This window comes from Citrobacter sp. CK198, assembly GCF_030333295.1.
Taxonomy (GTDB): domain Bacteria; phylum Pseudomonadota; class Gammaproteobacteria; order Enterobacterales; family Enterobacteriaceae; genus Citrobacter_B; species Citrobacter_B koseri.
The window spans coordinates 82,019-107,869 of sequence record NZ_JAOWGE010000032.1 but is presented as its reverse complement, the minus strand read 5'-3'; the positions used below and the strand labels follow the sequence as shown (position 1 = coordinate 107,869).

The window sequence follows — 25,851 nt, the reverse complement described above, 5'->3', positions numbered from 1 at the left end:
CTTCATCAATCCGTTAGACTCCTGCCACCCTTCATTTATGCACCATTAAAGTAAAAATATGCCTGAAACAACGCGGTTACTGGTCACAGTTTGTACATCGGAAGTTCGATATTTTTCCTTGCATGGTATAGGGGGGTATACTATATTACTTTCAACCCTGAACAAAAGGGGCATGCAATGCCGCATTCACCAGAAGAAAAAAAACAGGCGCTTACCCGGGTAAGACGCATCAAAGGTCAGATTGCCGCGCTTGAACAGGCGCTTGAAAACGAGGATGAATGTTCTTCCGTGTTGCAGCAACTGGCTTCTGTACGGGGAGCCGTTAACGGCCTGATGGCGGTTGTTCTGGAAAGCTATCTCCGGGAGGAATTCCCCGAAACGGGCAAACGAAGTGAGTCACAGAAAAAGTCAATCGACGACACCATTTCGATAGTCCGATCCTATCTCCGTTAGCGCTGCCTGGCAGACGTCTGATGGGGTCAAAAAACAGTAACGAAAGGAAATGACATATGAAATCACGTGCAGCTGTTGCATTCGGACCAGGTAAGCCGCTTGAGATCGTTGAGATTGATGTGGAGCCACCTCGTAAAGGTGAAGTCCTGGTAAAAATTACCCACACAGGCGTCTGTCATACTGATGCATTTACCCTGTCCGGTGACGATCCGGAAGGGGTGTTCCCGGCAGTACTGGGGCATGAAGGTGCAGGTGTTGTTGTGGAAGTGGGTGAAGGTGTCACCAGCGTAAAACCTGGCGACCATGTTATTCCGCTTTACACCGCAGAATGTGGTGAGTGTCTGTTCTGTAAATCCGGCAAAACAAACCTGTGTGTCTCTGTTCGTGCTACGCAGGGTAAAGGACTCATGCCGGACGGCACCACCCGTTTCTCTTACAAAGGTCAGCCGCTTTTCCACTATATGGGCTGCTCCACCTTCAGTGAGTATACCGTGGTTGCTGAAGTGTCTTTAGCAAAAATCAATCCGCAGGCGAATCATGAGCATGTTTGTCTTCTGGGCTGCGGTGTCACGACAGGGATTGGCGCCGTACATAACACCGCTAAAGTCCAGCCAGGTGACTCGGTCGCTATTTTTGGCCTGGGCGGCATTGGTCTTGCTGCGGTGCAAGGGGCTCGTCAGGCGAAAGCGGGACGTATCTTCGCTATCGATACCAACCCTGAGAAATTCGAACTGGCCCGCTCATTCGGGGCAACAGACTGCATCAACCCGAAAGACTATGACAAACCTATCCAGGACGTTCTTATTGAGCTGACAGGCTGGGGCGTTGACCACACGTTTGAGTGTATCGGGAATGTGAACGTTATGCGTTCTGCGCTGGAATCCGCGCACCGTGGCTGGGGCCAGTCGGTAGTCATCGGGGTCGCCGGCGCCGGTAAAGAGATCTCCACGCGCCCGTTCCAGCTGGTCACCGGACGCGTATGGAAGGGATCTGCTTTTGGTGGTGTTAAAGGCCGCACCCAGCTTCCGGGTATGGTTGAAGACGCCATGAAAGGTGAAATCGATCTGGCGCCTTTCGTGACTCATACCATGGGGCTGGATGACATCAATGAAGCCTTCGACCTGATGCACGAAGGTAAATCTATCCGTACGGTTATCCACTACTGATCTCCGCATCACTGACGTACTGTTCAACATACATTTAAAGGAAACGTACCATGACCACTCCTGTTATTTCCGGTGACGGCATCTTCTCGCACGTCTTTATCGGTGCCGCTGACGTTGAGAAATCAGCCGCCTTTTACGATGCTGCACTGGGTGCGCTTGGCATCAGGAACCTCGGCCCTTTCGGCAACGGCTGGGTTCTTTTTGGCCGCGACAAACCGGCTTTCATCATCGCCCGTCCGGGCAACGGTGAAGCCCCATCCAGCAACGGTGTGACGGTGGGCTTTGCCGCTGCCAGTCCTGCCGAAGTGGATGCGTTTCATGCTGCCGGTCTGGCCGCAGGCGGTACCGATGAAGGACAGCCGGGTCCGCGTGGTCACCTGCCAGGTGCTTATGCGGCCTACCTGCGTGATCCGGCGGGTAATAAGATCTGCTCTTATACCTTCACTGAATGAATGAACCGCCGGTAAACCCGCAGGGTTAGACTCTCAAGCCCCCTGCATAGCGTTAACTGGCATATTAAGCTCAGCCCGCGGACATTGACGTCTGCGGGCATCTTTCGCGAGTGTGATGTGACTGACTGTCAGCAGAGAGAAAATGAGATGAAAGAGCCCGCGTTATCCGGTAACTGCCCAGAGACACCCTTACCCGAAACCGTGTACGGTATGCCGGCTCATCAGGACAGAGCCGCGGCAGTCGATGAAGTCCATGCCCGTCCGCATCTTCTTCTTACGTCGCCGCAGACCCTGTTGCAGTTTGCGTTCATGACCAAAGGAGACCCGTCAGGAGACCAGCAGCTCATGACAGAGCTGTCGCAACGTCTCGGCGTGGCACCCTCAGAAAATTCCGCGCCCCTGCACGGCATCACGTGGCGGGAGGGCGCATTGTATTGCGAAAAACACGGCGAATTCTCCACGTATTTATGGGGGACCTCCTGCGATCCACAGAATGGACAGTTAAGGGGGGAGAATCCCTTCCGGCAGGGCTTTACGCCGCCGGGGCCGGTTATCTGTGGTACCCGGCTGGATATCCGGCCCTGGACGGCTGAATCTGAAGCAGCCGTGGCAGATTTTGATCCGGTCAGTCTGTGCTACTCGCTGGTTGAGGATGGTCAGGCCGCGATTGTGACGGATTTCCGTCAGGATGCCGACGGACTGACGCATATTCTTATTCTTGAACGTGGTCTGAAAGCGGCGCAGCTGGGCGCCCTGGCGCAGCGTCTGCTCGAGATTGAGAATTACCGTACCCTCGCACTGCTTTCTCTGCCACTGACCCGGACCCTGACGTCGGAACTGCGACGTGTGGAAAACCAGCTCGCTGAAATCACGGAACAAATGCGAACCGAAGAACATCGTGAGAATGAACTACTGCTGTCCGCGCTGACCAGTCTCGCCGCAGAGCTTGAAGCGGGTGCCGCGGCAAATCTGTACCGGTTCGGCGCCAGCCAGGCCTACTACGACATCGTTGAGGAAAGGCTGACGACACTCGCTGAAACCCCGGTGTCTGGTTACTACACGTGGGCTGATTTTCTGCAACGCCGTATTGCGCCCGCCATGCGGACATGCCGCTCCGTGAAAGAACGGCAGGCGAAGCTGTCAGACAAACTGATGCGGGCGATTGCGTTACTGCGCTCCTGGATAGATGTCGAACTGGAGCATCAGAACCGTGATCTGCTGGCTTCGATGAATAACCGGGCCCGGCAGCAGTTACATCTCCAGCAGACCGTTGAGGGATTATCTGTCGCCGCCATTTCCTATTATGTGGTGAGCCTGATTTCGTATCTGGTGAAGGGGATCCCTGGCATTCATGATGTCATGCCACCTGAACTGGCTGTTGCTGTTCTCGTGCCTTTTATTGTGCTCGCGATTTGGTGGGTGGTGCGGAGGATCAGGAATTCACACACCGACCCGGGACATCACGACAACGTGACTGACTGAAGTGTCAGCGCGTAGCTTAATTATCCTGCCGATATACGGAGAACACCATGGAACGTCTTGAACACCATGCCAGCTTTGATGGCTGGCAGGAAGTCTATCAGCATGCGTCCGACACGCTTGGCTGCACCATGAAGTTTGGTGTCTATATTCCGCCTCAGGCGCTTGACGGTAATGTGCCGGTGCTCTACTGGCTTTCCGGACTGACCTGCACAGAGCAGAATTTTATTACCAAATCGGGTGTACAGCGCTATGCCGCAGAACACGGGATCATGATTGTGGCGCCCGATACCAGTCCACGCGGACCGGATATTCCTGATGACGCCGATTATGCCCTCGGACAGGGAGCCGGGTTCTACGTGAATGCGACCCGGGAGCCCTGGGCGCCCCATTACCGAATGTATGACTATGTGGTGAACGAACTCCCGTCGCTGATTGAACACTGGTTTCCGGCGTCTGAAAAACGCAGTATCAGCGGGCATTCGATGGGCGGGCATGGCGCGCTCATGATCGCGTTAAGAAACCCGGGTCGTTATCAGAGCGTCTCCGCATTCTCACCGGTGGTGGCGCCGTCTCAGCTTCCCTGGGGACAAAATGCGCTGTCCGCCTATCTCGGCGATGACCGGGAAAACTGGAAGCCGTACGACACGGTTGAACTGATCCGCACGGCCCGGGAGCGACTGCCCCTGCTGGTCGATCAGGGGCTTGATGATGAGTTCCTTGAAACTCAGCTGCAGCCGGAAAGGCTGAAACGTGTCTGTGAAGAGGTGCAGTATCCGCTGACCCTCAATCTGCGGCCCGGACATGATCACAGCTACTACTTCATCGCCAGCTATATTGGCGACCACATAGCACATCATGCAGCCGCACTGACACGCTAGGAACAGGAATACAGGCTATGGCAAACATCAGTGAACAAAAACATCACGTCGTCGTGATCGGGGCCGGGTTCGGCGGACTGTCCGTCGTCAGAGATCTGGCAGGAGCAGACGTGTCGATCACCCTGATTGACCGGCGCAACTATCATCTGTTTCAGCCTTTGCTGTATCAGGTCGCCGGCGCCTCGCTGCCGTCGGCCGAAATTGCCTGGCCTGTTCGCTATCTGTTTCGACATCGCCAGGATGTCCGCACCCTGATGGCAGAGGTTCAGGGGGTGGATACCGGTTCACGCCAGGTCCTGCTGAAAGACGGCGCCCGAATCAGTTATGACACGCTTGTCATAGCCACCGGGGCCACGCATGCCTATTTCGGTCATGATGACTGGGAAAAGTTTGCGCCAGGACTGAAGGATCTGGATGACGCCACCACCCTGCGAGGGCGGATCCTCTCCGCGTTTGAAAATGCGGAGAAGACCACCGACCCCGGATTACGGGCGGCTTACCAGACCTTTGTCATTGTCGGAGGGGGCCCGACGGGCGTTGAACTCTCCGGCACCATTGCTGAGCTGGCCAGAAAAACGCTGAAAAACGATTTTCGCACCATTGATCCGGCGGACACCCGGATCATGCTGATTGAAGCCGGGCAGCGTTTACTGACGGCGTTTCCTGAGCCCTTATCAGAATACACCCGTCAGTCTCTGGAGAAACTCGGGGTGGAGGTCAGTTTTGGTCAACCGGTCACGGCGTGCTCTGCAGACGGTGTGGAATATGGTGGGCAGTCTGTCCCGGCTAAAACGATCATCTGGGCAGCAGGCGTGACGGCCTCACCGGCCGCTGGCTGGCTCGGTGTGGAAGCCGATCGGGCCGGCCGGGTTATCGTGGGCGCAGACCTCGCGCTCCCCCGACACCCGGACATTTTTGTGATTGGTGATACCGCGGCTGTGACCGGCCAGGACGGGAAGATGGTCCCCGGTATTGCGCCGGCCGCCAAACAGGAAGGTCAGTACGTGGCGAAACGGATTAAATCCCGTTTAAGCAATGACAACGCTGCCATCAAGCCTTTCCGGTACCGGCATCAGGGCAACCTGGCCACCATCGGCCGCGGACTGGCCGTGGTTGATATGGGACGGTTAACACTCCGGGGAGCGCTGGCGTGGTGGTTCTGGAAGCTTATTCATCTGTATTTTTTGATTGGTACCCGAAACCGCCTGAGTGTCGCCATCAGCTGGATCTGGAATCACAGCGTCGGATACCGGGGCTCTCGCATCATCACGCATGCAAGCTCCGACAAAGAGCCCGCGCCCCTGGATAAATCCGGCTCCCGGGATTGAGGTGCCAACGTTATCTGAACATCAACTATCAGCAATGCCGGAGAGAGAACTTGATTGATCTATTCACGACAAAGCCCAGGCCTCCCCTGGCCGAACTCCTGCGGCCCGGGACGCTGGATGAATTCGTCGGGCAGAGGCACTTGCTCGGCCCTGGCAAGCCGCTGCGTCTGGCGTTCGAGGCGGGCAAGTTGCACTCATTCATCCTCTGGGGGCCGCCTGGTGTGGGCAAGACCACCCTGGGGCGCCTGGCCGCCAGTGCGACCGACAGCCGGTTCATCGCCATCTCGGCCGTGCTTGCCGGGGTGAAGGACATCCGGCAAGCCATCGACGAGGCACAGGCAGAACTGGACAACCATGGTCGATCGACGGTGCTTTTTGTCGATGAGATCCATCGCTTCAACAAGGCGCAGCAGGATGCCCTGCTGCCTCATGTCGAGTCGGGACTCCTGACCCTGGTGGGGGGGACGACCGAGCATCCGGGGTTGGCGGTCAATTCCGCACTGCTCTCGCGCGCGCAGGTCTATACCCTCGAACCGCTGTCCGGCGACGAACTGAACCAGCTCTACGAACGCGCACTGCCGCATCTCCAGGGTACCACGCTGGATGCGGATGCGCTGGACCTGCTCAGGGGCTTTGCCGATGGCGATGGCAGGCGCTTCCTCAATCTGCTTGAGCAGGTGACAAATGCTGCGTCGGGCGCTGGCAAGGCCGTGGTCGATGGCGAGTTCGCCAGGCAGTCCATCAGTCCATCGCTGCGCCGGTTCGACAAGGGCGGCGACGAGTTTTACTGGCAGCTATCGGCCTTCCACAAGTCGCTGCGGGGCTCCGACCCCGATGCGGCCCTGTACTGGCTGGCCCGCATCCTCGATGGCAGCGGCGACGTGAGCCAGGTGACCCGCCGCATGGTGGTGATGGCCAGCGAAGACATCGGCAATGCCGACCCGCAGGCGCTGCAACTGGCACTCAATGCCGCGCTGGCCTACGACAGGCTGGGCTCACCCGAAGGCGAGATACCGCTGGCCCAGGCGGTGACTTACCTTGCTCTGGCCCCCAAGTCAAATGCCGCCTGTGCCGCCTGGGATCAGGCCAGGGCATTCGTCAAGCGCAGTGGTTCCCAGCCAGTGCCCCTGCATCTTCGCAATGCGCCGACGAAGCTGATGAAACAGATGGGGTATCACGAAGGCTACCGCTACGCCCATGATGAGCCCAACGGCTATGCCGCTGGACAAACCTATTTTCCCGAGGGCGTGGCACGGCCGGGCTGGTACCAGCCAACGGACAGGGGCGTCGAGCGCAGGCTGGGAGAAAGGCTTACCTGGCTGCGCTCGCTGGATGACGCGACGCCGCCCGGCGGGGACGCTTGACCGATCTCCCCCGAAATTCACGAACTACAGGATAAGAACATGCCAGACTCTTTTACAGGTGAATCCCCGGCGAAAATCCGACGAAGACGAGTAGCCCGCTATCTGCACACGGAGTCTGGAGCTGCGGTGCTGCTGGTGATCGTCACGGGTGTGGCGCTTGCATGGGCGAACTCGCCGCTATCCGATGCCTATTTCGCGTTGTGGCACCTGGACGTCGGGTTTGACTTCGGGCCGCTGGGTCTGCACATGGATCTGCATCACTGGGTCAACGACGGCCTGATGGTCGTCTTCTTCTTCCTGATCGGCCTGGAGGTGCGACAGGAGTTCGCTCAGGGACCGCAGCCGTGCCCGTCTCGCTTTGATTGCGGGTGTCGCGGGTGTCGTGCTTCCCGCGCTGGTGTATGTCCTGATCGTGGGGCTGGCCGGAGGTGAGGGCCTGCACGGGTGGGGGGCGGTGGTCGGCACCGATACGGCATTCATGCTGGGTACCCTGGCGATCGTCGGCCCGCGGCTATCCGGTCAGTTGCGCGTGTTCCTGCTCACCCTGACCGTAGTCGATGACTTCCTCGCCGTGTCCATCATCGGCATCGTCTATAGTGAGGAGATCCGGATCATCCCGTTGCTGATTGCCCTCGCCAGTCTCGTCGGATTGTGGTTGCTGGGGCGCACCCGCCAGTGGCGGGCAGCGCCGTATGTGCTGATCGTGATCGTGCTGTGGTTAGCGACCGTGTACTCCGGCATCCATGCCTCCCTCGCCGGGATGGCCGCGGGGCTCCTGATCCCCGCCTACGCAACGCAACGTCACAAGGTCGTCGCGGCAAGGCAGTTGTTCCGTGACTTCTGGCAGTCTCCGAGTGCCGCATCGGCCCGCGCAGTGGACTGCGGGCTCTCCCGGGGTATCTCGGTGAACGAGCGACTGCACGAGTTCCTGCGGCTGCCGACGGCGCTGCTGATCGTCCCGGTGTTCGCCCTGGCGAACGCCGGGGTGGACCTGCGAGGTGGGCTGCTCGCTGAGGCCTTCAGCTCGCCCGTGACCTGGGGCGTCATCGCGGGGCTCGTGCTCGGCAAGCTCCTGGGCATCGGGCTCATCACGCTCGCCGCCGTCCGCCTCGGCCTGGGGCGCCTGCCGACGGGCGTCGGGATGGGAAGCGTGTTCGGAGGTGCGGCACTGTCCGGGATCGGGTTCACCGTGTCGCTGCTCATCATCGGGCTCGCGTTCGGCACGACCTCCGACCTGGGCCGCCAGGCGACGGTCGGCGTGCTCGTGTCAATGGTGCTCGCTACGTTGCTCGGGCGGTTCATCTTCAAGGTCGCCGCTCGCAGATGGGGTGAGGAGACCGCCGATCTGCCGATGGTGCTTGAGCCGCCAGTCGATCCCGAGGTCGATCACATTCGCGGACCAGAGGACGCGCAGCTCACGCTCGTGGAGTACGTAGACTTCGAGTGCGCGTACTGTGCGCACGCTACCGGTTCATGGGACGATCTGCGCGCCCACTTCGGGGACGATCTGAGGTATGTGGTGCGCCAGTTGCCGCACCATCCGCACGGGCCGCTCGCCGCGCGGGCGTCCGAGGCGGCATCGAACCAGGGGATGTTCTGGCCGTGGCTGGACGTCGTGTTCGCCCGTCAGCATGCGCTGGAGCGCGAGGACTTGATCGGCTACGCCGCCGGGCTGGGTCTTGATATCGATCAGTTCATCGCGGATCTCGACAGCCCCGCGGTGGTCGGGCGTGTCGAACGTGACCTCATCAGCGCGGTCGCCAGTGGTGCGCACACCACGCCGACGTTCTTCGTCGAGGGTCGCCGCCTGCGCGGCAGCTACGACGCCCGCACTCTCACCGCCGCGCTCGAAGCCAGTCGCCGCGGCCCCCGAACTCAGGAAGTCCCGTCCTGAGCGGGACGAACTACAGGATAAGAACATGCCAAACAATTCTTTCGGTGAATCCTCTTGTATCGCTGCGGCCAGCGGCCTCGTGCAGGTGCGCGGTGCGCGCGAGAACAACCTCAAAGAGGTGGATGTCTCCATCCCGCGTAATGCCCTGGTGGTCTTCTCGGGTGTCTCCGGCTCCGGGAAGTCTTCACTGGCCTTCGGCACCATCTATGCCGAGGCGCAGCGGCGCTACTTTGAATCAGTTGCCCCTTACGCACGTCGCCTCATTGATCAGGCCGGCGTGCCGGATGTGGATGCCATTGACGGACTGCCGCCAGCCGTTGCGCTGCAGCAACAACGTGGCGCCAGTAACGCGCGCTCCTCTGTCGGCAGCGTGACCACCTTATCCAGCCTGGTGCGAATGATGTACTCCCGGGCGGGCGCTTATCCTGCCGGACAGCCGATGCTGTATGCCGAGGATTTTTCGCCCAACACGCCACAGGGAGCCTGCCCTTCCTGTCACGGTCTGGGCCATATCTATGAGGTGACTGAAGCACTGATGGTGCCCGATCCTTCACTCAGTATCCGTGACAGGGCCATTGCCTCCTGGCCCCCGGCCTGGCACGGACAGAATCTGCGGGACATTCTGGTGACGCTGGGTTATGACATTGATACGCCCTGGAAAGATCTGCCGGCGGAAGACCGCCGGTGGATCCTGTTTACCGAAGACACCCCCACGGTGCCGGTCTACCCGGGACTGAGTCCGGAAGAGACACGCGCTGCCGTCAGGAAAAAACTGACGCCGGGTTATATGGGGACCTTCACCGGAGCCCGACGTTATGTGCTGCATACCTTCGCCAGCACGCAAAGCGCGCTAATGAGAAAACGCGTCTCCCGTTTTATGGAAGGTAAGCTGTGTCCGGTCTGTCACGGGAAAAGACTGAAGCCAGAAGCATTGTCCGTCACCTTTGCCGGTGTGGACATCGGTGAATTCATGCAGATGCCCTTAGACCAGCTGGCGGAATTGCTCCTTCCGATCTCCCGGGGGGATTTCAGCGCTCACCACGCCGGTGCGGATGCCGACGGGGAGATCACCCGTCGGGACCGGACGGAACGGGCTGAATCCGGCAAAGCGGTCCATTCCGTGACACCTGATGTCCGCCGGACTTCAGCGCTGTCGGAAGAAAAACGACTGGCGGCACAACGGCTGACCAGAGGGGTCATGGCCCGGCTGTACCAGTTGCAGAGGCTGGGACTGGGTTATCTTACTCTGGACAGAGCCACCCCTACCCTGTCAGCCGGAGAGCTCCAGCGGCTGCGTCTTGCCACGCAACTCAGTTCGATGCTGTTTGGCGTGGTCTATGTTCTTGATGAACCATCGGCAGGCCTGCACCCCTCAGACAGTCATGCGCTTTACGATGCCCTTGAGCACCTTCGTGATGCCGGCAACTCGGTGTTTGTCGTTGAACATGATCTTGATCTGATGCGACGGGCGCAATGGCTGGTCGATGTGGGACCCGCGGCCGGTGAACAGGGCGGACATGTTCTCTACAGTGGGGTTCCGGAAGGCCTGAAAGCCGTTTCTCAATCCCGCACCGCGCGTTATTTGTTTGATGAAGTCCGTCCACCTCAGTCTTTTGCCCGGATACCCTCCGGATGGCTGAAGTTACAGGACATTCACCGGCACAATCTTAAGGGACTTGACGTCGATATTCCTCTGGGCGTGCTGACCGCTGTGACGGGGATTTCTGGCTCCGGTAAATCCAGTCTGATTGCGCAGGCCTTACCGGAACTGATGCTTTCTTTTCTTGGTCATGAGCCAGAAGACGTGCTGTCCGAAACCAGCGATGCTGAGGGGCCGTCCGTGACGGAGAAAACGTACGGTACCCTGACCGGTGATACCGAACGGGTAAAACGTCTTATCCAGGTTGACCAGAAACCGATAGGCCGGACGCCCCGTTCTAATCTGGCGACGTATACCGGGCTGTTTGATCCTGTTCGTAAGCTCTTTGCCGGGACGCCTGATGCGAAAAGCCATCATTACGATGCGGGTCAGTTCTCTTTCAATGTGGCAAAGGGTCGCTGTGAAACCTGTGAAGGCGAAGGATTTGTCAGCGTGGAGCTGCTGTTTATGCCGAGCGTGTATGCGCCGTGCCCGACCTGTCATGGCGCGCGATATAACCAGGATACCCTCAGGATCCGCTGGCAGGACAAAAATATCGCGGAGGTCCTGCACATGACAGTGGATGAAGCCTGTCAGTTCTTTGCAGATGAAGAGCCCGTGGCTCGCCCCCTCCGCCTGCTGGGCGAAATAGGTCTGGGCTATCTGCGTCTGGGACAGCCAGCAACCGAGTTATCCGGAGGGGAAGCGCAACGGATCAAGCTGGTAACCGAACTGCAACGTAGCCAGCGTGGCCATACGTTGTATATCCTGGATGAACCGACCACCGGTCTGCATGCCTCCGATGCGGACCGTCTCCTGGTGCAGTTGCAGCGGCTTGTTGATGCAGGAAATACCGTGATAATGATTGAACACGATATGCGGGCGGTTGCGCAGGCAGACCAGGTTATCGACATCGGACCCGGCGCGGGACATGAGGGAGGACGCCTGGTTGCCGCGGGGACGCCCGAACAGGTATCGCAGGTCACAGAAAGTCGTACCGCACAGTATATTGCCAGGGAACTCTCACGGAACGGCTGACAAGGGCTGCGTCGCCATTGCATCAATGGCGACGACGGTTTTTCCAGCATCATTTTGCCATGACGGAACTAAAACACGGCAGGAATCAGTGTGCAGCGAAAACTGCGCCGGATGGTTTTCCGCTCGCCTGATGTGTATTAGCCGTGACAAGGGTGATAAACCACACATCCGGCTGAGAATAGAGTGACGCTCTCAGATATTAATCCACACCAGGAATCTTTCTGATTGATAAAGATTTCTCATTTCATTCAGTCTTTGCAGGCGTTTTCTTAAGGTGTTTTATGCAGATATTAAAAGGTGAGCCATGTTTGGATTAGATGCGTTCCATTTAGCCAGGATACAATTTGCCTTTACGGTATCCTTTCATATCATTTTTCCCGCCATTACTATCGGACTTGCCAGTTTTCTGGCGGTTCTGGAAGGACTCTGGCTGAAAACACGTGATAATACATACCGCGTTCTTTATCATTTCTGGTCTAAAATTTTCGCTGTCAACTTTGGCATGGGAGTGGTCTCCGGGCTGGTCATGGCTTACCAGTTCGGGACTAACTGGAGTGGTTTCTCACAGTTCGCCGGCAGCATTACAGGTCCACTGTTAACCTATGAGGTACTGACGGCTTTTTTCCTGGAAGCCGGCTTTCTGGGCGTGATGCTGTTCGGCTGGAATCGCGTGGGTCCCGGACTGCACTTCTTTGCAACCTGCATGGTTGCCCTGGGCACGCTGTTTTCTACATTCTGGATCCTGGCTTCCAACAGCTGGATGCAAACGCCGCAGGGCTACACGATTGAAAATGGTGTAGTCATCCCGCTGGACTGGCTTAAAATTGTGTTTAATCCCTCCTTCCCTTACCGCCTGCTGCATATGTCGACAGCGGCCTTCCTGGCCAGCGCGTTCTTTGTTGGGGCGTCAGCAGCATGGCATCTGCTGAAAGGAAATGACACACCGACTGTGCGTAAAATGTTCTCAATGGCACTGTGGATGGCGCTCATTGTTTCTCCGATACAGGCTGTACTCGGTGACGCCCACGGTCTGAATACGCTGGAACATCAGCCCGCCAAAATAGCAGCGATTGAAGGACACTGGGAAAACCCACCGGGTGAAGCGACGCCGCTGGTTTTGTTTGGTCTGCCGGATATGGACGAAGAGCGGACAAAATATAAGGTCGAGATCCCTTATCTGGGCAGTCTTATCCTGACTCACAGTCTGGACAGACAGGTGCCGGCACTCAAGAGTTTCCCGAAAGAAGACCGCCCCAATTCGACCATTATTTTCTGGTCTTTCCGGGTAATGGCAGGACTCGGGATGCTGATGATCCTGATGGGATTAATCAGTCTCTGGCTGCGCTGGCGCGGGGGGCTTTATACGTCCAGGCCGTTCCTCCGCTTTGTGCTGCTCATGGGACCGTCCGGACTTCTGGCTTTACTCGCAGGGTGGTTTACGACTGAAATAGGTCGTCAGCCCTGGGTTGTCTATGGCGTCCAGCGAACCCGCGATGCCGTTTCGGCACATGGCGATTTACATATGTCCGTCAGTCTGATGGCATTCATTCTGGTCTATTTCTCGGTGTTTGGTGTGGGTTATCTGTATCTTATTCGTCTCATAAAGAAAGGTCCTGACCATACCGACACGACCAGTCAGTCACCCGGCGGTCCGGGTCTGAGTCAGACACCTGCCCGTCCTTTATCAGCAGTCAGTGAATCATTGACTGCCCGAGGGAGAAAATAATATGGGAATCGATCTGTCAGTTATCTGGTTCATTATTATCGTTTTCGCGACGCTGATGTATATCGTCATGGATGGTTTCGATCTGGGGATTGGTATTCTGTTTCCATTCAATAAACAGGATGCCGAGCGGAATATGATGATGAACACCGTCGCGCCCGTGTGGGACGGCAATGAAACCTGGATGGTTCTGGGAGGTGCTGCATTATATGGTGCCTTTCCACTGGCTTATGCCGTGATCATCGATGCTCTCAGTATTCCGCTAACGGCAATGCTGCTGGGACTGATCTTCCGTGGCGTTGCATTTGAATTCCGCTTCAAAGCGACCCCGGAACACCGTCCTCTGTGGGATAAAGCATTCATTGGGGGATCGGTTCTGGCCGCCTTCAGTCAGGGGGTTGCTGTCGGGACTCTGCTGAATGGTCTGACAGTCAGCGGACGTGAATTCAGTGGTTCAGTGATGGACTGGCTGGCCCCATTCCCGGTGTTCTGTGGTATCGGACTGGTGATTGCATATGCCCTGCTGGGCTGTACCTGGCTTATCATGAAAACGGAAGGTCAGCTTCACCGCAAAATGTCGGACCTGGCTACGGTATTAACCCTCGCCCTTCTGGCCGTCATTGCCGTTATCAGTGTCTGGACCCCGCTCACGCATCCTGACATTGCCAGACGCTGGTTTTCCTCCCCGGGCATACTCTGGTTCATGCCGGTACCTGTGCTGGTTCTGGTGTGCAGCTGGGGTATCATTCGCAGCGCTTACAGCCGACGCGCGAACAGTGGACCGTTTATCATGACGCTGGTGCTGATTTTCACCGGCTTCAGCGGTTTGGGGATCAGTATCTGGCCGAATATTATTCCTCCCGGGATCACTATCTGGCAGGCCGCTTCACCGCCTCAGAGTCAGGGATTCATGCTGATTGGCGGGCTCCTGATCATTCCGGTGATCCTGATGTACACATTCTGGAGCTACTACGTGTTCCGTGGAAAAATCAAACCGGATGAGGGGTATCATTGATGATCAGCCTGAACGAAACGCGGAAAGTGCCCGCCACGTCCGCTCATCAACCCTTCTGGCGGAAGCTGCTCTGGATGATAGCCATCTGGGCAGGAAGCGTACTGACTCTTGGCGTGGTTGCCACAGTCTTTCGACTGCTGATGATGGCGGCCGGAATGAAACCCCACTGATAGTCGCATCGCCACGGATTGTTCCCTGACAGCCCGGGCCTATGCTCCCCCCTACACATGTGCTGAGATTTATCGAAACGGTACCGGGACAGGGGAAGTTAGTCGGAGCGGATGCGTCGCATGCGTGGTTCGCCATATTTGTGATCCTTGATGAACCGATAACCGGTTTGCATACCTCAGATGCGGACTGCCTCCTGGTACAACTACAGCGGCAGGAAATACCGTGATAATGATTGAACACGGTATGCGGACGGTTGTCCGGGCAGACCTGGTTATCGACATCAGTCCCGGCGCGCGGCATGAGGGAAGAAGTCGGTTGCCGTGAGGACTCATGGACAGGTATCGCAGATCACAGAAAGTCGTGCTGCACAGTATAATGGCAGGGAACTAAAAAACCGTGACGCCATTGGAGAAATGGCGAAACATGACCGGGAGAGACGGATCAAACCCCGGACATTCACTTATACCTTCTGCACTTACACCTGGCCTGTCGCTGCCGGCTGACCTGCAAGCCAGGCGTACACCGCCGCCAGATCCTGACCGCCATAGCCCTCCGCGGCCGCTTCGTCCCAGCAATCGGCGATTTTGCTGAGGATCGGCAGTTCCGTGCTTTCGGCCGCGTCAAGTGCCAGATTGGCATCTTTTAGCGCATGGCTGAGCTGCATTTGCGCAGGAAAACGGTTTTCCGCAATCATTTCCAGCTTGCCTTTGACGTACGGTGCCGCCAGCGGACCGCCGTCCAGCGCTTGCCAGAACTGTGCGGGGGTAAACCCTAATTTCGCCGCCAGCAAGGCGCTTTCGGCCACGCCTTCCATCATGGTAATCAGCCAGGCGTTCAGCACGAGCTTCATTTTCTGGCTGCTGCCGGCTTCACCAAACCATTGCGTGCCGCGCGCAATGGCGGCAAATACGCGCTCAGCCGCCGCGCCTCGCTGACGGTCGCCGCTGGCGAGCACCAGAATTTGCGCATTCTCGGCCGGTTTTTTGGTCCCTGAGACCGGAGCATCGAGATAGATCAGTGAAGGATCCAGTGATTCCAGCAGGCCGATGGCTTCCCGGGTCTCCCCGACGCCAATGGTGCCCATCTGGCAAAAAATCGTCCCTTCCCGGCACTCCGGGGCAATCTGCTGGATCACGTTCAACGTGGCTTCCGCGTCGGTCAGGACTGACAGAATCACCCCGGCAGACGCCACCGCCTGCTGCGGCGTCGCATGCCGGATGAGCCCGCTGGCCAGCAGATCGTCCCCCCGTTCCGGCGAACGGTTCCAGCCGTGGACGGTAAAACCCTTTTTTAGCAGATTGCTGGCAAAAGCGTGCCCCATGGCGCCCAGCCCAAGGACGGCGACAACCGGTAAGTTCATTCCATATTCTCCCATATCACGATGAATATCCCCACGCAGTTCCCTGACCATGGCCTGAGCATTCTACGCAGTCGATTTAGCTGAATATCACGATAACTAACTATAACATCATGGGGTATGGTGATTTCTGCAAAACAGATTTCCGTACATTGACATATCGAACGTGTTAACAATATGTATAATTATTTGCGTGTTTATAATGTCAATACACACTAATTAGCCTGATTATTTCGCTTACTGTCATTCACCTGTCCCATGACGTTACTGACAGCAGAAGCTTCAGCATGCCTTTATTCTCCCTGACGAGGAATTGATAATATGAGTGAAAACTCTTATGGTCGTCGCAATACGCTTGCGACGATAATTTTTAATCTTCTCAACCCCATACCTTATGGTTTTTTTATTGCCGGATGGATCTTTGATATTATTTATCTCTACAGCACCAACGTGATGTGGGGAAAAAGTGCCAGCTGGCTGATTGCCCTGGGGTTGATTTTGGCGATCGTACCGCGGCTGATTAACCTCGCGCAGGTTTGGTTCTTCGCCCCTTCCCCTCGGCTCCCGGCGGCGAAAGTTGATTTCTGGTTGAACGTCATCGCGATTATTTCAGCCATTGTGAATTGTTTTGTCCACAGCCGCGATGCTTACGCCATTGCGCCGCAAAATGTGGTCTATTCGACCCTCACGGTTATCTGTCTGCTCCTTGCCAACATTATCAGCTCCTCCTGCCACACAAAAAATAAAGGTTATCGCCATGAATAAAATATTACTGCCCCTACCAGTAATGTTAACGCTGACTCTGGTCCTTGCGGGATGTGATGAAAAAGCGAAACTGACACCGGATCAACAAACCGGGCCGGACCCGGTGATGCCAAAAGCACAGGATTACCTGATGCCACCGATGCAGGTTCCTACCGGTGTGGGCTGGAAAGCAGGCGCCCAGCCTGACGTCGCCCAGGGACTGAGTATTGAGAAGATGGCAGATGGCTTCATGCACCCTCGCATGGTCTATGTCCTGCCGAACGATGATGTGCTCGTGGTTGAAAGCAACAGCCCCGGTGAGGAACCGCTGACCACACCGAAACAGCTGATTGCCGGGATCGTAAAAAATCAGTCCGGCAAAGGCGGTCAAGGCGGTAACCGCATTACCCTGTTACGCAAAAGCGGCAGCGGCTGGGAGAAGCATGTTTTCCTCGAACATCTGCACTCTCCGTTCGGCGTCCAGCTGATTGGCGATAATCTGTACGTGGCCAATACCGACAGCATCATGCGTTATCACTACCAGCAAGGTGAAACACACATCAGCGATGCCGGAACCGAGCTCGCCGACCTGCCCAATACCATCAACCACCACTGGACTAAAGCGCTGCTGGCAAGTCCCGATGGCAGGAAGCTCTATGTGGGCGTCGGCTCCAACAGTAATATTACCGAGAACGGTCTGGACGTTGAGTACCGCCGCGCCAACGTGCTTGAAGTCGATACCGCAACGGGAGCCAGCCGGATCTTCGCCAGCGGCATCAGGAACCCGACAGGCCTCGGCTGGGAACCACAGAGCGGGAAACTGTGGGCGATTGCCAATGAACGCGATGAGATAGGTGCCGACCTGGTTCCCGATTATCTGACCTCCGTTCAGGATGGCGGTTTTTATGGCTGGCCCTGGAGCTATTTCGGTCAGCATGTCGATCGCCGCGTCCAGCCGCCTCGCCCGGACAAGGTCGCCAACGCCATCAAGCCCGACTACGCCCTGAGCTCCCACGTTGCGCCGCTGGGGATGCTGTTTTATACCGGGCAGATGCTGCCGCAAAAATACCAGGGCGGCGTCTTTATCAGCGAGCACGGCAGCTGGGATCGCTCACCGCTTAATGGCTATAAAGTCAGTTTCGTTGCCTTTAAAGAGGGCAAACCGGTCGGTAAACCAGAGAGCGTGGTCAGCGGTTTTGTCTCCCGGGATGAGAAAGAGTTGTATGGCGCGCCGGTAGGGCTTGCCCAGGATAACCAGGGGGCGTTGATCATCGCCGATGATGTCGGGAATACCGTCTGGCGCGTCACGGCAAAATAATATTATGTGATTAATCCTTCGGCTTCTCGCAGTTGGGGAAGCCATTTTTATGCATCGACCATCAGTATCCATGAACACTGCAGGGAATCCCTGGGGAAGTAAAGTGATAAGCTGTGAAGCCAGAACCGTTATTGCTAAGTGGCTACACCAGAATGGGTTGCTGAAAAGACATTCATCATAAATGAGACGTAAAATTCGATGAACCATTTATCCGCAATCAGGACCTTTGTCTGCGCCGCCGATCATAAAAGCTTTAGTGCCGCAGCCAAAGCATTAAATATAGAAGTATCAACCGCCTCTCGTCATATCTCTGAACTGGAAGAGTATTTGCAGGTGACGTTGTTTAACCGCTCCACCCGCGGATTAACGCTGACGGAAACCGGCGATTTCTTCTACTCTCATGCCCGCCAGTTGCTCCTGCAATGGGAGGAAGCGCGGCATTTAACTGCCGCGCGGGATAAGCACCCTTCCGGCTTGCTGCGCATCAGCGTGCCCAGCACCTTTGGCCGGTTACACGTCATGCCCTTTGTTGATGAGTTTCTCCGCCTGCATCCCAACATCTCTCTGGATATCAGTTTTAATGATGAGATACAGGACCTGATTGAAGCGCGAATCGATCTGAGTATTCGCATTGGGGTGTTGCCGGACTCCTCCATTCACGCTCGCAAACTGGCCTCTCAGACGCGCGCAGCGTGGGCCAGCCCACAGTGGATCGCGCAAAACAGTCCTCCCGCCGCCCCGGGTGCCGGCGGCGACGGTCAGAACGAGATGAATATTGTGATGTTTTCTCGCCTGCACGGTGCCGGGTGGTATACGCGTAAAGCCGGGTCACAGGATGAATGGCAGCGGATACCGATTAACTATCGGCTTAGCGTCAGCGATAGCGCTGCGATGCTTTATGCCTGCTGCAACCACGCCGGGGTTGCGATTCTGCCCAACTGGTTATCCCGCGAGGAAGAGGAAAAAGGCCATATCCAGCGGGTCTTTCCGGACTGGGAGTTTAGTATGTTTCCCTGCGAGACCGCCGTCTGGCTGCTCTATCCGCAAAAGCGGATTTTACCGCACAAGGTCAGAACCTTTATTGACTTTATGATTGAGAAAGTGGGAACTCCGCCGTACTGGGAAGATAGCTCCCCTGTTTATAGGGAGCCGTAACGCAACGGTCGTCAGCGCCCCTTACTTTAATCGTCCCATTTTTACTCCAGCCATGGATAAGAGAATTTTCGATCCTATGATATACAAGGAGTGCCCCTAGATTCCGTGTTCCAGGCGGACCCCATTAACACTGATGTGAACAGGTAAAAGATAATCTGATGAAAATATTCACGATTGGCTTCACACAATCTTCAGCGGAACACTTCTTTGCCCGATTAAAAAACTCAGGGGCGAAACGTATTCTGGATGTTCGCCTCAATAATCGTTCTCAGCTGGCAGGTTTCGCAAAACGGGATGATCTGAAATACTTCGTCCGTACATTGTGTGGAATGGATTATGAGCATTGCACCGATCTTGCCCCGACGCGGGAAATGTTTGAGCAGTATAAATTAAAAAATGGATGCTGGGACACCTATGCGGCTGATTTTCTCAATCTGATAACACAGAGACAGATTGAACATCTCGACAAAAAGCAATTCACCGATGCCTGTTTACTGTGCAGTGAGCACAAACCTCATCATTGCCACAGAAGACTGGTTGCAGAATATCTGGCAGCTAAATGGTCTGATGTCAGTATCATCCATTTATAGTAACGATTTCGTACCCATATCTGTTTTTCATATTAATGAAAGTCATTGCGGAGTTTGTATGCTGAGATTACCGAATATCCGGTAACCCCAGCCGGTAATAACTTTGCGATATCAGGCGAGGGTGATTTTGTTGTTAAAATCCTGAAGCGGATAAACTTTTTTATCAAGAAGTGCATCGGTAATGATGTGGTCAACTTCGCCTGGCGTGGCAATGCTCATTACGCCCTCCTGACCAAATTTCGTATGGTCAGCCAGAATAACCTTCTTCTTGCTCATACGTAACATCGCCTTTGACACATAGGCCTCATCGATGCTTTTAACCTGTATACCGTTTGACTGAGTGATGCCGCCAGCTCCCAGAAAACAGGTATCAGCCTGGATGCTGTTTATCTGCTCGATAACAGCAGCCCCCAGATTAGCCCTGAACTCCAGATTATATTCCCCCCCCAACACATATACCCGGGCATAGGGGTTATTCTGCTTGATGGATTCGGCAATCAGCGAGGAATTGGTAAATACGGTCAGCGGTACCGCAGGGAGCTGCGTCGCGAATGTCAGGGTGGTGGTACATGAGTCAATGAAGATAATATCGTTGGCTGAAATCAGCGATACAGCAGCGCGACCAATGGCCTCTTTGGCTGGCCGCATGGTTTTGAGCCTTTCAGCGAAGTTATCTTCACGGAAAATCTGTTTTCGCAGCGCCCCCCCATGGATCTTCACCAGTTGACCTTCATCGGCAAGCTGCGAAAGATCGCGACGAATAGTTTCTGAAGTCACTTTAAGTTCTTCAGAGAGACGGATAACGGTCACTTCCCCTGTTTTTTTCAGAGCATCAAGTATGTAATTTTTCCTTGAAACCGGATTCATTCAGGGGCGTCTCCCATGTGAACATGTCCGGAAAATATACAGTTTCCTTATTGTTAAATCAATTGCTTAATCGCATATGCTACGCCATGCTGGTCGTTATCCAGTGTCACGACATCGGCCACTTGTTGCAACATTTTAACTGCATTGCCCATAGCCACTTTAGTTCCTGCGGCATTCAACATCGGCATATCATTTTGTTGATCACCAATGGCAATGACCTCTTCCACGGTCAACTTCAGCAAGGTTTTTATCTGTTCCACTACGCTCCCTTTATCAATACCTGCAGGCTGAATATCAATGTAATTAGCGCCTGTTACCATGCATGTCAATCCTACAGGGAGATGGTGTTCAATAGTCTTCTGCAATAACGGAACACTGAACTTATCGTCACACAAAGTGATCTTAAAGATATCAGTCGCGTTATAAATTTCCGTCAGGGAATATATTTCCAGAGGTAATCCAAAAACGTCTGCTTCATATCGGGAGTATTGTGATACTGGCTTGTCGGTACGGTGCATGATTTTTTTGTCAGTAAAGAAATGATGATCATACTGGCTTATCTTCACGGCCTTATCCACGTCACGCACTTCTGTCCCTGTCATCATTCGCTCAAACAAGAGCCTGTTTTCCATACAGTCGAAGATCTGGCTGCCATTAAACCCCGCCACATAACGCACCAGAGGCAATACCTGCTCAGTATCAAGTAACTTCAGGAGCGTATTCAGGGGGCGAGCTGAACATATCACAATGGCTCCCGCAGCATGGGTAATGAAATTTGATAAAGCTTGACGGTTTTCTGAAGAAACATGCCCTTTCGAGTTGAGCAGGGTGCCGTCCATATCAATAGCAAGCAATTTCATTTAGTTGGTCCCAAAAGGGGCCGAAGCCCCATAAAACAAGATTAATGCTGGATGAATGGCAATACCGCTTCTTTTGCTGCAGCCTGAACCATATTATCAATAGCCGTTCCAACAACCAGAATATCCACGCCGGTATTGCGAAAAGCCTGGGCATTATGAACGTTGATACCGCCTTCAGCCAGGGTAGGTACGTCAACCGCATTGACCAGTGCATGAAGGCGATCCTTGATAACCTGAGGGATTTCGCCTGCTGCTACGCCTTCATAGCTCATGCCGGTCATCAGGCCGATCATGTCAACACCCATGTCCTGCATACGCTTCGCCACCAGAGCCACTTCTTCCGGCGTTCGTGCAGGAAGCCCGAAGGTATGCAAATCATCCGGATGCCCGATATAAGCATCAACAGTGAGGCCATATTTATGGGCAAGATCTACCACCTCTTTCAGATCGTCCCAGTCCGATTTGTGTGTGTGTAATCCATCGGCTCCTGAACGGGCGATTTCCAGAATATGTTCATCGGTCAGCGGTACCGGCAGGGTTTCAGTGAATCCCCCCGAAATACCGACGGTAATAAAGACATCATCCGGCACAACATTACGCACTCCCTGGCATGCCTCTGCCATCTGAGTGTTACTGATTTCATGGCGGATCTGCTCAGCAGCGTGCATATCAGTGACCCCCCGATGACCACGAGCCAGCGCAAGTGCGGGGTGGTTAGGTTCAAGCAGTTTGACACCGGCTTCACAGACCGCTTTTGCAAGACGAGCATCATCACCAGTGATCCCTGTACTTAAAATTGTCTGACCACCGTGCAGCGCAATCGCATCTTTAACTTTCTTAATGGCTGTGGCTCGTTTTTTATTCATATCACCTTTAAACATGATGTACCTCTTTATGACTGGCGAGTTATTTAGCTGACTGAGCTATCTGTGTAGATTCTTCTTTCTTTACAACAGGTTTGAAACGATTAGCGATAACGGTCGTAATACAGGTCAGAACCATTACGGTCACCATGACAATGGCCATGTTCAGGGCATTGTTCGACATGAATGGAGAAACAAAGGCCGGAACATAAGCCACCCCCATCACCTGGAAATAGCCCAGCATCATCCCCCCCAGGCCCGCATAAGCGATGGCTGAGATGAATACCACTTTATTAGCAAACATGAAGGGATAGGCAGACTCCACGAATGTCCCGAACCCCAGGTTGATCAATAGTCCAGGCGTAGCTACGGCGGCCTCACTTCTCTCACGGGGAGCAAGAACATTGGCGAGGTTAATCCCAGCGGCAACCATGACCAGACCAACCATATCGACAGCCCCGAGGAAACTGACACCGGATTTCTCCATCTCCAGCAAGACCAGTGGCAAAATGACGGCGTGATAGATACCTGCAAGGATAGCGGGCCAGATAACCAGACCCGCAAGCAGGCCAGCCAGAATTGGGCTGTAAGCGAGTGCTGCAGAGAGTGCCAGCTTGATATAGTCACCAGCAAGCAGTGCTAGTGGGCTTAACAGATAATGCATGATAAGCCCGGCGGCCAGACCCGATATCCCGCCAGCGACGATATTGACAGTGGTCATCGGGAATCGCCAGTTCAGGCATAATTCGAAGAGATAGCGAACAAAAATACCGGCAAGCAGACCACCAACAATACCTCCAATCAGACCGCCTTCCACGGATAACACACCGGCGACAATACCTGACACGATAGAGACTTCATCAAGTTCAGACACCTGCTTGGCAGCCAGAACAGCTACAAGCACAGGTAAGCCTTTAAGAAGGATTTCAAAAATATCATTGAGCTTCTCCAGACCCGGGATATGACTGGCAGCCAGCACAACAGCCATCGCGATAAAGCCCGGTAACGCGGGGATCATTATGCTTCGGATGTTAATACGCTTAAGCAGGCTTTTGTTCGACCCTACGTTACCGGACGTTGCCCCGCCCAGGTTAGGGCGATATTTCATCCCCCAGTGTTTTGCCAGAGAAGCCACAAATGAAACCGCGCGTGTACGGCTTGTCGTCCCGGTTGTTCCCGAGGTGGCAATAACTTTTGCACCTGAGGCGGCGATCATCGCCATGGAAGTACCACCGGTTCCCACAATAGGTACTTTGGTATCAGACGCGGCCCTGAATACTTCACGATTCGCCCGATCCGGGTCGGCACTCATCACAATCAAACCGTGAATATTCCCGTTACGAATTTCTTCGGCAATGGCTGTATCCGTTGTTTTTACCACATCATTGACGTCAGCCAGTTTACCGTCGTATGTACGTTTCGGTTTCGTTCCACTCCCTGCAGGAAGCGTATAAACGCCAGCAGGTGTGGTCGGTTTCGCACTGTCCATTGACGCTTCCGCCGCGATGAACTGAACGGCACCCACTTCTATGCCTGCCGAATCACACTGGGCATAAATCTCCGCCAGCAATTTTTCCGGATCGGCACCGCCGAGGTTATAGAGGTTCCCCCCACTGCTTCCAATGATGGCTATTTTTTTCATACAAACCTCACAGATAAGATGTTCTTATGATGATGCTGCATTTATTGTTTTCATGATAATCACAGACAAAACAACAAACATCAACCATGAAAAGATGCTTGCGAGATGAATTTCGTTTATTTTATTATTTAAAATAATCTAATAATGGCAATTTTATAGAGTAATTATATTGTCATATTAAGTTTATAAAGAATATAACCCCATACAAAGCGAAATTAACATGAATGTTGTTTTTGTTTGTTTTGGTTTGTTTTTGTGAAGACCATCAAAAATTGATTATCTTAAGTAGCGATACCTTAAGACATGAAGCATCAGGTTTGCCATGAATCACCGCTGAATACTTAGGCATGCAGACCTGGAGCAATACAGTTCAATGAGAGGGATAGCGTCATGTTGTCCCGGATAAACACTACGCAGGTCAGAGGGAAAGCTTTGTCTGAGGCGGTCAGGGAATTGCAGATAAGGCATTCAGAGAGAATTGTTAAAAAGAGCCGTATTAACGGCTCCTGGAGGAATGAGGACGCTGACGTTTAGGTGTAAGGATGCAGGGCGGAAATAATGAGACCTGCGGCAAAACACATGAACACCACCCCACCGGTTTTATTGAGTTTACGGAAGAGGTTGCCGGAAGACATCTTCATCTTGACGGAATGCGCGAAAAATCCGTAAAGGGAGTGGATGACGATCACCAGGAGACAGAAGAGACCCGACAGTACTGAAAACTGGGGAACAAATGGCTGCTGCGGGTTAATGAACTGTGGGAACAGAGCCATAAAGAAGACGATGGGCTTGGGATTCAGCAGGGAAACCAGCAGTCCCTGGCGGAATCGCTGACCGGCTGAAGGCAGTACAACGGATTCCGGCGTGCCCGGATTATTGCTCAGGACACGGGGTACCGAGCGGAATAATTTGATCCCCAGATAAATCAGGTAAGCGGCCCCGGCGACCTTCACAACCAGCAGAGCCAGCCGGGACGTGGTGATAATCACCCCGACGCTGCTGGCCGCGACGACAGATATCACGCCCATGCCGGCGGCCACACCGATGATCCCGGCCATGGCATTGCGCAGATTGTAGTTCAGGGTGTTCGTGAGTGTGAGTAAAATGCCCGGCCCTGGGCTGGCAATGGTCAGGCTGGCGATAAGAATATAAAAGGCAATCTGTTGCATGAGTGCATATCCTGTCAGGTACAGGGGCGCGGCTCTGCGCCCCTGTGAGATCAGCGGGACAAATCCCGGTATGGCTGGTCGGCAAACAAGGCACTGTCCGACAGGCGTTCACCTTCGACAGTGGCAACTTCCAGATGAAATTTGGTCGGTCCGGCGTATTTAAAGAAATGACGCGGAATTTCCAGCGCTTTCGCCCGTTCAGCATCATAGGTGCTCTCCTGACAGAAAAAGCGCATCACAAATGCGGCACCGGACTTAATATCCCCTTCACCCAGCATGATGCTGCGGTGGATCACGTACTTGTCAAAAATCAGGGCATCACCAGGTTCAAACGCGTCTTCCACACCAAAGTGATCGAGGATGGCTTTGGTGGCAGGATCATTCAGCGGGCCATCACGCCATTGTACAAAATCGTCGGTGGTCGGTTGTTCACCGGCATCGATTTTATCCTGTAACATTCTGAACACTGACGGTCGATATGGCTGTACAGATATTCACCATTCACGGCGTTTTTCGGCACATAGGCCATCCCGCCACGCTGTCCCCGGGGATTGATGGTCGCAAGCGGTGCCCAGATGGTGTAGCCAAAATCTTGGTGATGATGGTAGCCAAAACTCTGCGTACCGATATGCCACGAAAACCCTTTGTTCTTCATCTTTTCCAGTTCAAACGACAGGGCCTGG

The 25,851-nt window shown here is 54.7% G+C and carries 24 protein-coding genes and 1 pseudogene; 17 read left to right on the top strand and 8 right to left on the bottom strand.

Going from position 1 to position 25,851, the window contains the following annotated elements:
- Window positions 1-177: 177 nt before the first annotated feature.
- From frmR to OGY62_RS14995, 13 genes and pseudogenes are all read left to right on the top strand, one after another.
- Complete coding sequence (frmR, locus tag OGY62_RS15055; protein ID WP_286460233.1) at window positions 178-453, top strand: formaldehyde-responsive transcriptional repressor FrmR; 276 nt, start codon at window positions 178-180, stop codon at window positions 451-453.
- A gap of 56 nt (window positions 454-509) precedes the next feature.
- A complete protein-coding gene (locus tag OGY62_RS15050; protein WP_286460232.1) occupies window positions 510-1,619 on the top strand; it encodes an S-(hydroxymethyl)glutathione dehydrogenase/class III alcohol dehydrogenase in 1,110 nt (369 codons plus the stop codon).
- 50 nt (window positions 1,620-1,669) lie between these two features.
- A complete protein-coding gene (locus OGY62_RS15045) occupies window positions 1,670-2,071 on the top strand; it encodes a VOC family protein (protein ID WP_286460231.1) in 402 nt (133 codons plus the stop codon).
- A 147-nt stretch (window positions 2,072-2,218) separates the two neighbouring features.
- Window positions 2,219-3,553, top strand: a complete 1,335-nt coding sequence (locus OGY62_RS15040; RefSeq protein ID WP_286460230.1) for a DUF3422 family protein — start codon at window positions 2,219-2,221, stop codon at window positions 3,551-3,553.
- Window positions 3,554-3,600: 47 nt separating this feature from the next.
- Entirely contained in the window at window positions 3,601-4,431 is an 831-nt protein-coding gene (gene fghA / locus OGY62_RS15035) for an S-formylglutathione hydrolase (RefSeq protein WP_064291130.1), read from the top strand.
- Between the two features lie 17 nt (window positions 4,432-4,448).
- Complete coding sequence (locus tag OGY62_RS15030; RefSeq protein ID WP_286460229.1) at window positions 4,449-5,759, top strand: NAD(P)/FAD-dependent oxidoreductase; 1,311 nt, start codon at window positions 4,449-4,451, stop codon at window positions 5,757-5,759.
- A gap of 50 nt (window positions 5,760-5,809) precedes the next feature.
- The gene (locus OGY62_RS15025; RefSeq protein ID WP_286460228.1) at window positions 5,810-7,123 is read left to right on the top strand and encodes a replication-associated recombination protein A; all 1,314 of its coding nucleotides are present in this window, start codon (window positions 5,810-5,812) and stop codon (window positions 7,121-7,123) included.
- 39 nt (window positions 7,124-7,162) lie between these two features.
- Window positions 7,163-8,363 (top strand): annotated as a pseudogene (gene nhaA / locus OGY62_RS15020) (Na+/H+ antiporter NhaA); the annotation flags it as partial.
- Window positions 8,364-8,393: 30 nt separating this feature from the next.
- Complete coding sequence (locus tag OGY62_RS15015; protein ID WP_353654539.1) at window positions 8,394-9,017, top strand: DsbA family protein; 624 nt, start codon at window positions 8,394-8,396, stop codon at window positions 9,015-9,017.
- 25 nt (window positions 9,018-9,042) lie between these two features.
- Window positions 9,043-11,694, top strand: a complete 2,652-nt coding sequence (locus OGY62_RS15010) for an excinuclease ABC subunit UvrA (protein ID WP_286460227.1) — start codon at window positions 9,043-9,045, stop codon at window positions 11,692-11,694.
- A 304-nt stretch (window positions 11,695-11,998) separates the two neighbouring features.
- Complete coding sequence (locus OGY62_RS15005; protein WP_286460226.1) at window positions 11,999-13,420, top strand: cytochrome ubiquinol oxidase subunit I; 1,422 nt, start codon at window positions 11,999-12,001, stop codon at window positions 13,418-13,420.
- A gap of 1 nt (window position 13,421) precedes the next feature.
- The gene (cydB, locus tag OGY62_RS15000; RefSeq protein WP_286460225.1) at window positions 13,422-14,432 is read left to right on the top strand and encodes a cytochrome d ubiquinol oxidase subunit II; all 1,011 of its coding nucleotides are present in this window, start codon (window positions 13,422-13,424) and stop codon (window positions 14,430-14,432) included.
- Entirely contained in the window at window positions 14,432-14,602 is a 171-nt protein-coding gene (locus OGY62_RS14995) for a DUF2474 domain-containing protein (RefSeq protein WP_074188605.1), read from the top strand. The genes cydB and OGY62_RS14995 overlap by 1 nt, the downstream gene beginning before the upstream one ends.
- Before the next feature lie 476 nt (window positions 14,603-15,078).
- Here the strand turns inward: OGY62_RS14995 and OGY62_RS14990 are convergent, their stop codons facing one another.
- Complete coding sequence (locus OGY62_RS14990) at window positions 15,079-15,963, bottom strand: NAD(P)-dependent oxidoreductase (RefSeq protein WP_286460224.1); 885 nt, start codon at window positions 15,961-15,963, stop codon at window positions 15,079-15,081.
- A 318-nt stretch (window positions 15,964-16,281) separates the two neighbouring features.
- Between OGY62_RS14990 and OGY62_RS14985 the strand changes: the two genes are divergently transcribed.
- From OGY62_RS14985 to OGY62_RS14970, 4 genes are all read left to right on the top strand, one after another.
- Window positions 16,282-16,725 (top strand): DUF2231 domain-containing protein, encoded by a 444-nt coding sequence (locus tag OGY62_RS14985; protein WP_286460223.1) that lies wholly within the window; start codon window positions 16,282-16,284, stop codon window positions 16,723-16,725.
- Window positions 16,718-18,022, top strand: coding sequence for a PQQ-dependent sugar dehydrogenase (locus OGY62_RS14980; RefSeq protein ID WP_286460222.1), 1,305 nt, complete (start codon window positions 16,718-16,720; stop codon window positions 18,020-18,022). Before OGY62_RS14985 ends, OGY62_RS14980 begins: the two co-directional genes overlap by 8 nt.
- A gap of 198 nt (window positions 18,023-18,220) precedes the next feature.
- A complete protein-coding gene (locus OGY62_RS14975; protein ID WP_286460221.1) occupies window positions 18,221-19,177 on the top strand; it encodes a LysR family transcriptional regulator in 957 nt (318 codons plus the stop codon).
- Window positions 19,178-19,335: 158 nt separating this feature from the next.
- Complete coding sequence (locus OGY62_RS14970) at window positions 19,336-19,767, top strand: DUF488 domain-containing protein (protein WP_286460220.1); 432 nt, start codon at window positions 19,336-19,338, stop codon at window positions 19,765-19,767.
- Between the two features lie 111 nt (window positions 19,768-19,878).
- On the opposite strand, the gene OGY62_RS14965 is transcribed toward OGY62_RS14970, so the two are convergent.
- The 7 genes from OGY62_RS14965 to OGY62_RS14935 all read right to left on the bottom strand — a co-directional run bounded on the left by OGY62_RS14965 (window position 19,879) and on the right by OGY62_RS14935 (window position 25,823).
- On the bottom strand, window positions 19,879-20,634 hold the full coding sequence (locus OGY62_RS14965) for a DeoR/GlpR family DNA-binding transcription regulator (protein ID WP_286460219.1): 756 nt from the start codon (window positions 20,632-20,634) through the stop codon (window positions 19,879-19,881).
- Window positions 20,635-20,687: 53 nt separating this feature from the next.
- Entirely contained in the window at window positions 20,688-21,494 is an 807-nt protein-coding gene (locus OGY62_RS14960) for a Cof-type HAD-IIB family hydrolase (RefSeq protein ID WP_286460218.1), read from the bottom strand.
- A 41-nt stretch (window positions 21,495-21,535) separates the two neighbouring features.
- Window positions 21,536-22,375, bottom strand: a complete 840-nt coding sequence (locus tag OGY62_RS14955; RefSeq protein ID WP_286460217.1) for a histidine biosynthesis protein — start codon at window positions 22,373-22,375, stop codon at window positions 21,536-21,538.
- A gap of 25 nt (window positions 22,376-22,400) precedes the next feature.
- Window positions 22,401-23,999 carry a PTS sugar transporter gene (locus tag OGY62_RS14950; RefSeq protein WP_286460216.1) on the bottom strand — a complete coding sequence of 533 codons (1,599 nt, stop codon included), beginning with the start codon at window positions 23,997-23,999 and terminating at the stop codon, window positions 22,401-22,403.
- A 530-nt stretch (window positions 24,000-24,529) separates the two neighbouring features.
- Window positions 24,530-25,168 (bottom strand): LysE family translocator, encoded by a 639-nt coding sequence (locus OGY62_RS14945; protein ID WP_224266959.1) that lies wholly within the window; start codon window positions 25,166-25,168, stop codon window positions 24,530-24,532.
- 50 nt (window positions 25,169-25,218) lie between these two features.
- Window positions 25,219-25,626, bottom strand: coding sequence for a hypothetical protein (locus tag OGY62_RS14940; protein WP_286460215.1), 408 nt, complete (start codon window positions 25,624-25,626; stop codon window positions 25,219-25,221).
- Window positions 25,551-25,823 (bottom strand): hypothetical protein, encoded by a 273-nt coding sequence (locus OGY62_RS14935; protein WP_286460214.1) that lies wholly within the window; start codon window positions 25,821-25,823, stop codon window positions 25,551-25,553. Before OGY62_RS14935 ends, OGY62_RS14940 begins: the two co-directional genes overlap by 76 nt.
- Window positions 25,824-25,851 lie beyond the last annotated feature (28 nt).